This window comes from Myxococcota bacterium (genome assembly GCA_040387835.1).
GTDB lineage: Bacteria > Myxococcota > UBA727 > UBA727 > JABDBI01 > JAZKCZ01.
In genome coordinates, this window is record JAZKCZ010000001.1 from 72543 (window position 1) to 84341 (window position 11799).

The window sequence follows — 11799 nt, forward strand, 5'->3', positions numbered from 1 at the left end:
GCTTTGTATTGCAAGCAGCAAAGGATTTTGTCTGTGTCGCGTCTGGCACGAGTAACCCATCTGGGGCAGCCCCATTTGGTATTGGCTAGGGCCAATGGCGGCACCAAGCTTTTCTATGAAAATGAAGACTTTGAATCCTATGTAGATAATTTATTTGATCTCGCGCGGCAGGAAGTGATTAGGCTCTTTAGCTTTTGCCTTCACACCGATGAGTTGCGCTTGTTAATCACCCCAACCGCGTTTCCTCTGTCACGGATCATGCAACGCCTACATGGGAGTCATACCCTTCGCATCAATAGCCGCCAGAATCGGCGAGGCCCACTATTTCAAGGACGCTTTGAATCGCAGGTTGTGGGCGATGAGCAGTTGCTCGAAGCGGTGCGCAATATTCACCTCTGGCCTGTTCGAAAAGGGCTGGTGCGCCGGCCGGAGAATTACGCTTGGAGCTCGCATGGTGCCTATATTAACCCCGAGAGTTCATGGGCAAGATTTTTAAGTAACGAAGCAATTTTTGACGGCTTTTCCGACTCCAGCAATGTGTCAAAGCGCGCTTTTGCGCGGTATGTCGAATCCGCGGCTTTAGAGCCTGAGGAATTGCTGGAGCAACACCAGCTTGCTGAACTTAAAAATATTGATAAAAAAAAGCTGAGGCGTTTATCGCTCAGTGGTTTGGCGAAGCGGGTTAGTTTGTTGCTTAATGTGAATGTATTGATGTTGCCAAATGCGTCCAGGCGTCAAGAATTTGTGATGGCCAGGAGGCTGTTCGCCACGGTGGCCGTGATGAATAACTCACGAAGTGTGACCGAGGTGGCTGAGTTTTTGAACCGCGATAAAGCTCAGGTGAGCAGGTTGGTATCGCAAGGCATGGACATGGCAGCGAGGAATGAGCCATTTAAGCTATTATATAATTCAATATGAAAGCCCTAATCGATTTAAATGCCCTAGGGCGTAATTTGGCCCGTATCCGAGAATTATCAGGTGGAGCATCGCTCGTAGCCATGGTGAAAGCGAATGCTTACGGCCACGGCCTAGTTCCAGTGACACGTTTTTTGGAATCTAAAGGCGTCAGTATTTTTGGTGTGGCTAGGCTCGAAGAGGGCGAAGTCTTAAGGCAAGCTGGTATTAGTAGCCAAATCCTGCTCATGGCTGGCGCAGGTGCCTTTTTAAATGCCAAACGTCTGTTGAATGCCAATGTCACGCCGGTTGTTTCTTCATTCGAAGAGCTGGAAGCACTCGAGGGCTTAGGTTTAGTTTGGCCGGTTCATATCGACATCGACACCGGCATGTCGCGTGCCGGCTTTTCGATGGCAGAAATCCCAGCGTTGATTCAATGGTTTAAGTTAAAAAGATTTGCCCAAATTGACGGCCTAATAACTCATTTCGCCAATGCTGAGAGTGCCCAGTGTGAGTTTACCGCAAAGCAACTCGCTGAATTTGAACACGCCGTTAAGCAATTTGAGAGCGCTGGTCTAAAGGCAAAGGTATTACACGTTGCTAAATCCACAGCGATTGTCAATTCTGTCACGCCCAGCTTGACCGGCTATGAGTGCTGGGTAAGGCCAGGCATCGCGCTCTATGGAGGCTGCGAAGGTTTTGAGCCTGTGATGTCGTGGCAAGCCCCCGTAACGTTAGTTAAGAACTTGGAACCCGGAATGACCGTCGGCTACAATCAAACCTGGAAAGCCCAGCGCGAAACGAAAGTCGCCTTGCTTAGAGCGGGATACGGCGATGGCTATCCAAGATCTTTATCGAGCCAAGGGTCCGTGTTGATTGGCGGCAAGAGAGCGCCTGTAATTGGCAGGGTTTCTATGGATGTCATAACAGTGGATGTGACGGATGTTGACTGCCAAGTAGGCGACAGGGCAGTCTTGTTGGGTCAAGATGGTTTGGGAAAAATTACGGCGCAGGAGTTAGCGGAGACTTGCGGAACAATTTCCTACGAGATTTTTACCCGCTTGGCAGAGCGAGTAGAGAGAGAGTATGTTGGCACATCGTCTTGAATCTAGAACCTAAGACTGCTACCACACAGCATGTTTCCTGAAGCTTTAACATTCGCTGATGTCTTGCTACAACCCGCTTATTCAGAAGTTCTGCCTTCGCAAGTTAACTTCGAAACGCGGCTCGGAAACAAACTCAATTTAAAGACTCCAATTTTATCTGCCGCCATGGACACGGTGACTGAAAGAGCGATGGCAGCTGCAATGGCGGGTGAAGGCGGCCTCGGCGTTATTCATAAAAACATGAGCCCGCAGATGCAGGCAAGCCATGTGTTGAGCGGCCAATCCGCCGCAGCGGTTGGACCTGGCACGGATTTAGAGGCGAGGGCCGAGGCTTTGGTTAAGGCTGGCGCCATCATGTTGGTTGTTGATACGGCTCACGGTCATTCGCGAGGCGTGCTGGATGCCGTTACGAGGCTCAAAAAATTATACCCTGAGATTACCATCGTAGGTGGCAATATCGCCACCGCGCAAGCAGCGAAGGCATTAATAGAAGCAGGCGCAGACGCAGTCAAAGTAGGCATAGGCCCAGGTTCAATTTGCACAACACGCATTGTGGCAGGCGTTGGTGTGCCACAGCTCACAGCCATTTTGGAAGTTGCGCAGATCGCTAGACCCTTTGGTGTCGGTGTTATTGCGGACGGCGGCATTACCCATTCCGGCGATATCGTGAAAGCACTAGCGGCTGGTGCGGATGCGGTGATGTTAGGCTCATTGCTTGCTGGCACAAAAGAATCTCCTGGCGAAGTGGTAACGATCGAAGGGAAGCAATGGAAGGCCTACCGCGGTATGGGCAGCCTAGGCGCCATGGTGCAGGGCAGCAAAGACCGCTATGCGCAAGGCGATGTCCAAGAAAACAAAAAGCTGGTGGCCGAGGGCGTAGAAGGCTTTACGGCATATAAAGGCGCGCTTAGCGCGATATTATATCAACTCACCGGTGGGCTAAGATCCGGCATGGGCTATTTGGGCGCGGCCAATTTAGGCGATTTACGGGCCAATGCTCGGTTTATGAAAATTACTGCCGCGGGGCTTCGAGAGAGCCATGTGCATGATGTGAAGATGGTTTAAAATTAGAGCACATCCGGCGTTGTCAGTTCAGGCGCCGGCGATCTCTTCAGGTATTTTTTAATCCCAGCAACGTGACAAGCATAGGTGGGACAGAATTCATGGGTGCCGTTGCCGCGGCTCACGAAATAGAGGTAGTTGCTCTTGGCCGGCCATAGCACCGCTTTGATGGCGGCTAGACCCGGGGCAGCGATCGGCCCTGGCGGTAAGCCAGCATGGAGGTAAGTGTTATACTCATGGCGGTGTTTCAAGTCGATTCGCTTGATTTTGCCTTTAGGCCTGTCGACGCCGTAAACTACGGTTGGATCGGTCTGGAGTTTCATGCCTTTTTTCAGGCGGTTGTAAAACACGCTGGCGATTAATGGGCGCTCGCTGGCGGCGCCGGTTTCTTTTTCGATGAGCGATGCAAATGTCAGCACTTCATTGAGTGTAAATCCTAGTTCGTTTATTCGAGCCTTCATTTCGGGCGTGAATTGCGCCATGAGCTCGTCATGCATGTGCCTGAAAATATCCATTGGCAGAGTCCCGGCTTGGAAGATATAGGTTTCGGGAAATAGGTAGCCTTCGATGCCGCCGCGTAAATCATGGGGGATTTTAAGCTCTTCCAGCAGCAGCGGATTTGCTAGAGCGAGCGCTAAGTTTTCTTTGGATGCAACACCACTTTTCGAGATAATATCGACGATATCTTTTAAGCTTGCGCCCTCGGGAATGGTAAATCTAAACTCACGCTGTAGGCCTCGCTCCAACATATAAACGATTCGTTCAGGAGTGGTGCCTGGCGGAATTAAATAATCCCCGCTCATAAGCTTGCGGGAGGTCCGGGTCAGTAAACGAACATAGGTATAAAATAGAAACGGGTTAGAAATCACGCGCGCTTTTTGTAAATCACGCCCGATTTGATGCGCGCTCGCGCCTCGCTCGATAATAACTTCTACTTCGGTGAGATTGGGTCCCGGCGTGTATGCCCAATGTATGAGATAGCTGTAGATCCCGAAAGCCACCAACGAAAGAGCGAATATAAAGGAAAAGCCTACTTTAATGATTCTGCGCATGGATAAAAGTCTCTATGAGGATTCTAGCAGATTCCCCATCCAGCAGTTTAAGTGCGTCCTTTTTTGCACCTAAACGACTAGCGGCTTCTTTGGAGGTGTAGGTTTCTTCAATGAGAAAAACGGAAAGCGTTGGCGGTGTCGCTTTGCAGAGCGCTTCGTAAAAGCCCCGCGCTCTTTTGGCCATGGGGCCTTCATCGCCCGATTGGGGCAAAACAGGGTAGCCTATTAAGACGGTTTGAATATCCATCTCATCGCATAACTGGATAAGATATTCGATATCTTTCGCTCTGCTTTGGGGGCTCAAATTCGGTAGCGCTCTGGTGGTGATCCATCGCTCATCGCTAACCGCAAGGCCAGTTCTTTTGAAGCCTAAATCGACACCTAAGATGCGGCCTTGTTCTGTCATTTCAACCTAAATTGCATGGGCAACAAATCGCTGAGGTTGGTTTCTGCGATTTGTCCGTCCGTGCTTGCAATAATAATCGGCAAATTTGGGGCGAACTCAGCCAGGACTTGCCGGCAAGCACCACAGGGAGAGGCAGGCGGGTTTGTTTGCGTGATTACAGCAATGGCTTTAAAAGCTCGATGCCCCTGTGAAACGGCAGATAGCAAAGCAGATCGCTCTGCGCAGACTGTAAGGCCAAAGCTGGAGTTTTCCACGTTGCAGCCTTCAAAGATGGTGCCATCTTCGGTTAGTAGCGCCGCGCCGACTTGGAAGTTCGAATAGGGCGCGTAGGCCAGAGAGCGAGCGTGTTTAGCTCGCTCAATTAAATGCTTTTGGGAATCAATCAAAGACAACCTCTAATCTCGGAATCAGTTAAAATATGATTAGAGCTTTTAGCGAGCTCAAAGATTTTTGCAACTTGAGATTCTGTCGCGTTAATTTTGTTTTGTGAAAGCCAGTAATGAACGTTAGACAAGCCGCTCATAGGGCCGACTTCAATAATTTGTTTTTGGCCGAAATGGCGCGCTGGTACCGACGAATAAACCAAGTCTGCCCAGCCTTCTTCGCCTCGTTTTTCGGCTTTTATGACAGCAGCAGCATGAACGCCGGTGGCGGTTCTAAAAGCGTCTTTACCAAATACCGGATAGTTATAAGGGATTGGTACGCCGCAAGCTTTGGAGACTAAGTTCACGTAGTTACCGAGCGAGCTGACATCGTGCTCATAGACGCCTGCGAGCTTGAGGTTAATGATGATTTGGTCCATTGCGGTGTTGCCGACGCGTTCGCCAACGCCAAGGCCGGTGCCATGGATTCGGCTGCATCCGGCTTGCGCTGCCACCAGTGAATTGATCAATCCTAGGCCCCGGTCGTTATGACCGTGCCAGTCGAGTGCAATCTGATCGCCTGCGAGTTTATGGGCCCAGGTGACTAAATTGACCACGCCTTCTGGGGTCGAATGGCCTACGGTGTCGCATAGGACCAAACGTTTAACGCCCATGTTAATGGCTTGTTTGAAGAGTACCGACAGTGTCTCAGGGCTTGATCTGGTGGTGTCTTCGGTGACAAACGCGACTTCTAAGTTTTGGCTTATGGCAAACCGAATGGCTTTTTCTGCCGTTTTCAGCAGCATGTCGATGTCCCAATTTTCAACCGCTTGCCGAATGGGGCTAGTGCCTAGGAAGCAATAAGCGGCGATGGGTATCCCTGCGGCATTTTGAATATCGGCGATGGGCTTAATGTCTGCTTCGACGGTCCGTCCGGCGCAGTATATTTTCATGCTGAGCTTTTGCTGCACCACATATTTGGCTAACTCGAGCGCTTTACCGGCCGCTCTCTCACCTGCGCCGGGGAGGCCAATGTCTGCAATGGTGATGCCTAATTTATCCATCATGCTGAGCAGCTGACAGCTAGCATCCACATCGGGTTCTAAGACTGAGGGAGATTGAAGCCCGTCGCGCAGCGTTTCGTCACAAAGCTCAGGTGCTTTTTTGAGTACTTTCGGGTTCCAGTCGTGAATAAGTTCTTTCATTGGATGGAGAAGATTCCGGTTTGCTGGCCTGTCGGACCATTGATTTCGTATGTGCCACTTTGATGGTCGGTGAACTTCAATTTAATTTCAATGGTTTTCTGAGGATGCAGGCCGCCCGTGGACTGCAAAATTAGGCGCTCCGCATTGAAATTATACAGGCCTGCGCTTTCAAGCGCGCCGCTCGCGTTTTTGGTTTCGAAAGTGTTATGGCTGAAATTTGTGATGAATTGATAACCTTCCATACCTGCAAAAGTTCCAGTGGCCGAAGTTGCAGTGCCTTTTAAGGTTTTGCCAGCGAGAGAAGTTGAGGCGCCCAGATCGGGTCTTTGACAAGCACTTAATACAAGTATCAGGGCCATGAAAAACAATCTCATATCAAGAGGGTTTAAACAAAAATGCAATTGATTGTCAAATTAACATCCGGATGAGTTTTTCGATAGACGACCTGCCTTAGCTCGAGCTATGGTGCGGCAATGTTTTTATTAGTATTGAGTTTTATTGCTCTTTGGTGTGGCCCGTTGTTGTTAATGTCAACACGCCCAAACCATGCCGCCATGGTTTGGATCGATCGAATCGTTATCCTTTGTATTTTATTGTTGGTTTTGTTTCACATCATCCCCGAAAGTATTGAGCAAGCGGGCCTAGTGGCCTTTGCTGCGATTTTACTTGGGGCGCTGTGGCCGGTGATTTATCAACGGGCGTCTAAGTCCAACAATTGCCATTTACAACGTTCGTTGTTGTCGCTGGCTTCTGTAGGCGTGATTACGCATACTTTTTTAGATGGCGTTGCTTTGGCAGATGACGCTTATATCGGGATGGCGGTCATATTGCATCGCTTGCCTGAAGGCATGGGGCTTTGGCGCGTTGCGGTGACTACTTTTAACCGACGCTGGGGATTTATCGCTCTGGCGATTATTATGTTTTCAACGGCCTGCGGCTATTTTTTTGGTACCGCCTGGCTGGCGTTCGCTTCAGAAGGCTTTGTCGGTTTGTTTGAAGGACTCATGGCGGGGGTTTTGTTGCATGTGGTATTTCATAAAACACACGTGACCCATTCGGAGGATGAACATGAGTGATTTACCTTTAGGCCGATTATTTATGTTTGGCTTTGACGGGCATACACTGCCTAGGCGTGCCCGAGATCTGCTCGAAAAAGACCAAGCTTTGGGTGTCACGCTTTTTAAGCGCAATATTGATTCCAAACAGCAAGTTTATGATTTGAATCGCTCGATTCCTGGTTTGATCAGTGTGGATCAAGAGGGTGGTCGGGTTGCGAGACTGCGAGGTATTTGCACCGACATTCCGCCCATGCGTGAGATTGGCGAAGCGGCTAGGCGAAATCCTGAGCTGCCCTATCAACTGGGCTTTCAGATGGGCCGGGAACTTAAAGAATTAGGCTTTCACATTGACTTCGCGCCGATCATGGATGTGGATACGAATCCGAAAAACCCAATTATTGGCGACCGCAGTTTTAGCCGCGATCCCGATGAAGTTGCTCGCTTCGGTGCCCGCTTTATTGAGGGCATGCAGTCGGCTGGTGTCATTGCGTGCGCAAAGCATTTCCCAGGTCACGGGGACACAGACACCGACAGTCATCTCGATTTGCCGGTGATTAATCATGGGATCGACCGGCTTAATTATGTTGAGCTCGTTCCTTTTAGGGCTGCCATTGAAGCGAGAGTGGCTTCCATTATGACTGCGCATATTCTTGTGAAGGCGATTGATAGCGAGCACCCCGCAACCCTCAGTAAGCCCATTTTGACGGATCTGCTCCGAAATCAAATGGGATATGAAGGCGTCATCATATCAGATGATTTGGAAATGCATGCCGTTTCTAAGCGCTACTCCATTCGTGAGATGGTGCGGCTGGGTTTGCTCGCCGGTGTGGACTTGTTTTTGGTCTGTAGCGACATGGATAAAACCAGGGAAGCGATTGATGTCGCTCACGATTTGGTCGATCGAGGCGAAGTGCCCAGGCAGCGAGCTTTGGAAGCTTTAAATCGCTTAAGCCAGTGGCAGGTGTTTTTAGAATAGGAAGGTGAACTGATGACGGCGCAAATGATGGTCTCTCTGCTTTTGAAGGCTTTAGGGCCGGTTGCTTTTGGGATCGCGCTTGGCTATTTGGCGGGCCGAATGAAGCTCATTTCTGAAGAAGGCGCCCGCAATTTTTCAGGTTATGTCGTTACTTTTGCCTTGCCTATTTTGCTTTTTGTTAGCGCCTTTAACTTCACGCCAGCTCAACTGGAAGATCCTCCTTATATCTTGGCAATTGTGTTTTCCTTGGTGGGAATCTTTGTTCTGGGTGGGCTGATCGGCCATTGGGTTTTCAAGCTGCCTGTAGCAGAAACAGGTTTATTTGCCTGCAATAGCGGCTTTCCCGATATGGCCTTCTTCGGACTACCGGTTTTGTTAGCGGTGGTTGGGGCAGGAGCTCTGTTGCCTGTCATTATAGGTAATTTGGTCACCAGTATTGTCATGGTGCCGATCATTGTATTTATGCTCCAGCAAGGCAGTGCCAGGGCATCAGTACTTTCGATGGTGCTAGGTACACTGAAACAGCCAGTCGTATGGGCTCCTGTGCTGGGTTTGGTTTTGGTATTGGCAGGAATCAAATTACCATTGGCCGCAACGGATTCTTTGCAGCTAATTGGCGGCACTGCGGGCGGGATAGCATTGTTTACCCTGGGTGTGATTCTTTCCAGATTGCCCTTTCAGTTCAATTTATCCGTGCTGGCTGTGGTTGTTTTAAAAAATATCGTCATGCCATTGGCAGCGTTGATGCTATGTCGACTGCTCAGTGTTGAGTCTAGTTTGGCCAAAGGGGTTGTGATTATCGCGGCTTGTCCCTCTGGTACTATTGGCGCAATGCTATCATCGAAATTTTCAGTTGGTCAGCGAAGCATTCCTGCCGAAATTCTTGCGAGCAACGCTATTGGAATCGTTTCCATGGCGGTTTGGGTCGCCATGGTATCTGTCGCTTTTTAATCGCCAATAATGTTATGGTCATGCTTAGGTTTGTCTGTTGGAGCTATTTCCTGAAGCTTTTCCCCGGCGGTTCCCATGGCACCTGCTAGTTGAACGACATTTTCTCGATTTAAGAAACCTTCGAACCCATGGCAACGTTGCACATATTCCGTGAACAAAGTGGAATAGGGCGAATGGGTTGCAAATACCTGTCTCAGTGCAGCTGCGTTACACGCACCGACGATTTTAGAGACAAATTCTATTTTCTCTTTATCATGCAAAGTCGCGATAACGAAATCGATGTTTTTTACCCCAGAGGCATGGTCGCCATCGAGCACGGCATAAGCAATATGATGCAACCTTCTGCCATAGTTGCGCACATAGTCTTCGGTTGGCATGGGTGTATTGGCAAAAGAGTTAACCATGTAAGGCACATCGCTGGCTGAGATAACTTTAGCTGGAGAAAGTCCATCGTCACCATGAAGCGACCTCGTTGCGCAGGTGGCTGTATCCATAGTTGGGACATCGAAAGCGCCCCAAAAGTAGTAGTTGGTCAAACAAAGCAGTTCCAAGATTGCGTCTTCTCTATCCGATGCCAGAACGCGGGCGGCCAAATGATCCAAACCATTTAAAAGTGGCGCAACACCGAGCTTGATAGATAGCTCTTCCTGTTTGGCTAGCTGCTGCTCATCGCTCTGAGAAATAGAAAACGGCATGCCAAGTTCCAAAGAGTCGAAATCTATCAGATTCGCGCTCGTGTAACCCATTCGGTTGTAGGTAAAGTTCGACATATGAGTGAATGAAATATTCGGATTTGAATAAAATTGATTTTCTTGCGCTTCTGTATCGTAAAATCGAACACTGTGAGATTTTAAAATGGTCTTGGTTTGCTCTCTATCCTTAGTTCCAAATATTTCGCCTATGTACCGTGCCTGGGGTTTTGCTCTCGAGTTGGGGTACATCTTGTTAATCCGAACAATGTTGTCTTTATAATCTAAGCTTAGTGGCTCGAGCACAAAGAAAACGGGCTTATTTGCTCTATTAACTAGGCAGTAAATATTATGTGTGTCATTTCTAAAGCTCGCCTTGTACCGGTAAGGCGTCATTACATATAACTCTTTCAGATAAGAAATAGCATCCCCGGCCTGCACTTGGACTGCAACGCCACAAATGTTACCGAGAAGTTGGCCAAGTCCGCTTGACGCCCGACGTTCATAAATCTTAGGAAGATATTCGTTAAAATAGGCCGAATTTTTTTTATCGCCGGCTGGTTTATAGGTCATTGGATCAACGGACATAACTGAACTCCTTTTTAATCTAACTTGACGCCATCATGTTTTAATACTGCAGGATCGATCGAGTGGAGTTTCAAAAACTCCGGAATTTGAAGTAAAGTTTTCCCTTCATTCAACTTTTGAACGAAGCCTAACTCGCTATTTGCAATCTTGACGGCCTGTTCGTAAATGGCCTTCGCTTTGGCCGCTGGGAAGGCCAAAACGCCTGTGGAATCCGCGAATATCATGTCCCCAGGGTTGATATCGATGCCGCCACATTTAATTGGCTTGTTCATTTCGCCTGTTTGCGCTGCATTTCCATGAGGCACTGAGCCACGGGCAAACACCGGAAAGCCCATGGCGATGATGTCATCCACATCTCTTACGGCTCCATCTACAACCACGCCGGCGATGCCACGCACCTGGCAGGCCAAGGCCATGAGATCTCCCATGTGCCCTGAGGTCATATTGCCGTGCGCATTAAAAACTAAAACGGAGCCAGGAGGCGCTAGCGTTAGTGCTTCGTGCAAAGAAAGATTGGCAGCGGGCGGCACCTCAATGGTAAAGGCAGGACCAGCGGCTCGCATCGAGTAGTGCAGCGGCTTAATGCCAAAATCCATGATTTTCACATCGCTGCGGCCGGCATCAGCAATGTTGCCTGTCGATAGCTTTGGAAAACCGTTCATGATAGATTGAGCAATATTATTCATTTGATGCCTCTCCATTATTCCTTCAAATAATCATAGATGACGTGGGCGTATGGCAGCGTTAAGTCAGCAATAATATGTTTCCCGCCAACAATACGTTTTACGGGAAAATCTGCCACAGGGGCATTCACATGCGGTATTAAATGAAGCCGCGCGGGGCCGTACCAGCAGCCTTTGACGATCACTTCGGTAGATTTAAAGGACACCAGTTGTGCAATACAAGGCGTGCCGTCTACGCCCGGTATCAATTTTAGATTTACCTGTGGTTTTTCGAGTAATTCCTGAGTTTTATCATGTTCCATGGCGAGGTTTTCGTGTTTATATCCCATGGTACCAATGGCGACCGGTTGGCCTGCATAATGCAAAGTGCCTGTCAGGGTGTCTTTGGCGATTTGTAATTTAGGGTGAGCATATTTCTTTGGGAATCCCCAGATCTCTCGCCCAGCAGCAATGGGTGCCTCATCGTCCAGATACATTTGCACGACAAAGTTGCACGCTTCACCTTTATAGGTGCAAGGTATGACACAACCGCTCTCGGTGTAACTACCAAAACCACTACTATCGGGCATATTGATCCATTCGAAACTGATCAAATTGTCAGCGTTAGGCTCGAGTGGTTCTGGAACTGCCGCCTTGAGAACAGCTGCGTCAGTTTCATAGGTAATTATAAGAAATTCTCGGTCAATGAAACGATACGGCCCCTTAGGAAAGCTTGGGCTCATGATGGGCATAGAGGCCGCATTCAGTATATCATTTTTCTTCATGAT

The 11799-nt window shown here is 48.9% G+C and carries 14 protein-coding genes; 6 read left to right on the forward strand and 8 right to left on the reverse strand.

The window, feature by feature from the left end; genetic code table 11:
• Nucleotides 1-33: 33 nt before the first annotated feature.
• From V4534_00320 to V4534_00330, 3 genes are read left to right on the forward strand one after another with little or no spacing between them, the layout of a single operon-like run.
• Nucleotides 34-918: a hypothetical protein gene (locus V4534_00320; protein MES2503304.1), complete on the forward strand. Its 885-nt coding sequence runs from the start codon at nt 34-36 to the stop codon at nt 916-918.
• Nucleotides 915-2000 carry an alanine racemase gene (gene alr, locus V4534_00325; protein MES2503305.1) on the forward strand — a complete coding sequence of 362 codons (1086 nt, stop codon included), beginning with the start codon at nt 915-917 and terminating at the stop codon, nt 1998-2000. The genes V4534_00320 and alr overlap by 4 nt, the downstream gene beginning before the upstream one ends.
• 30 nt (nt 2001-2030) lie before the next feature.
• Nucleotides 2031-3065 (forward strand): IMP dehydrogenase, encoded by a 1035-nt coding sequence (locus tag V4534_00330; GenBank protein ID MES2503306.1) that lies wholly within the window; start codon nt 2031-2033, stop codon nt 3063-3065.
• 2 nt (nt 3066-3067) lie between these two features.
• Here V4534_00330 and mltG read toward each other — a convergent pair whose 3' ends face one another.
• Genes mltG through V4534_00355 form a run of 5 tightly spaced genes read right to left on the reverse strand, consistent with a single transcriptional unit; the run spans nt 3068 to nt 6461 of the window.
• Nucleotides 3068-4114 carry an endolytic transglycosylase MltG gene (mltG, locus tag V4534_00335; GenBank protein ID MES2503307.1) on the reverse strand — a complete coding sequence of 349 codons (1047 nt, stop codon included), beginning with the start codon at nt 4112-4114 and terminating at the stop codon, nt 3068-3070.
• On the reverse strand, nt 4098-4520 hold the full coding sequence (gene ruvX, locus V4534_00340; GenBank protein ID MES2503308.1) for a Holliday junction resolvase RuvX: 423 nt from the start codon (nt 4518-4520) through the stop codon (nt 4098-4100). The genes mltG and ruvX overlap by 17 nt, the downstream gene beginning before the upstream one ends.
• The gene (gene cdd / locus V4534_00345; GenBank protein MES2503309.1) at nt 4517-4906 is read right to left on the reverse strand and encodes a cytidine deaminase; all 390 of its coding nucleotides are present in this window, start codon (nt 4904-4906) and stop codon (nt 4517-4519) included. Before cdd ends, ruvX begins: the two co-directional genes overlap by 4 nt.
• On the reverse strand, nt 4903-6087 hold the full coding sequence (locus tag V4534_00350; GenBank protein MES2503310.1) for a LeuA family protein: 1185 nt from the start codon (nt 6085-6087) through the stop codon (nt 4903-4905). The genes cdd and V4534_00350 overlap by 4 nt, the downstream gene beginning before the upstream one ends.
• On the reverse strand, nt 6084-6461 hold the full coding sequence (locus V4534_00355) for a hypothetical protein (GenBank protein ID MES2503311.1): 378 nt from the start codon (nt 6459-6461) through the stop codon (nt 6084-6086). Before V4534_00355 ends, V4534_00350 begins: the two co-directional genes overlap by 4 nt.
• Before the next feature lie 99 nt (nt 6462-6560).
• Here V4534_00355 and V4534_00360 point away from each other — a divergent pair, with 99 nt between their 5' ends.
• From V4534_00360 to V4534_00370, 3 genes are read left to right on the forward strand one after another with little or no spacing between them, the layout of a single operon-like run.
• Nucleotides 6561-7163 (forward strand): hypothetical protein, encoded by a 603-nt coding sequence (locus V4534_00360; GenBank protein ID MES2503312.1) that lies wholly within the window; start codon nt 6561-6563, stop codon nt 7161-7163.
• Nucleotides 7156-8121 carry a beta-N-acetylhexosaminidase gene (gene nagZ, locus V4534_00365; GenBank protein MES2503313.1) on the forward strand — a complete coding sequence of 322 codons (966 nt, stop codon included), beginning with the start codon at nt 7156-7158 and terminating at the stop codon, nt 8119-8121. Before V4534_00360 ends, nagZ begins: the two co-directional genes overlap by 8 nt.
• A gap of 12 nt (nt 8122-8133) precedes the next feature.
• Complete coding sequence (locus V4534_00370) at nt 8134-9072, forward strand: AEC family transporter (GenBank protein ID MES2503314.1); 939 nt, start codon at nt 8134-8136, stop codon at nt 9070-9072.
• On the opposite strand, the gene V4534_00375 is transcribed toward V4534_00370, so the two are convergent.
• The 3 genes from V4534_00375 to V4534_00385 are packed head-to-tail and all read right to left on the reverse strand — an operon-like array spanning nt 9069 to nt 11796.
• Nucleotides 9069-10349, reverse strand: coding sequence for a hypothetical protein (locus tag V4534_00375; protein MES2503315.1), 1281 nt, complete (start codon nt 10347-10349; stop codon nt 9069-9071). The genes V4534_00370 and V4534_00375 overlap by 4 nt on opposite strands.
• A 14-nt stretch (nt 10350-10363) precedes the next feature.
• The gene (locus V4534_00380; protein MES2503316.1) at nt 10364-11035 is read right to left on the reverse strand and encodes an RraA family protein; all 672 of its coding nucleotides are present in this window, start codon (nt 11033-11035) and stop codon (nt 10364-10366) included.
• 14 nt (nt 11036-11049) lie between these two features.
• A complete protein-coding gene (locus V4534_00385) occupies nt 11050-11796 on the reverse strand; it encodes an acetoacetate decarboxylase (GenBank protein MES2503317.1) in 747 nt (248 codons plus the stop codon).
• Nucleotides 11797-11799 lie beyond the last annotated feature (3 nt).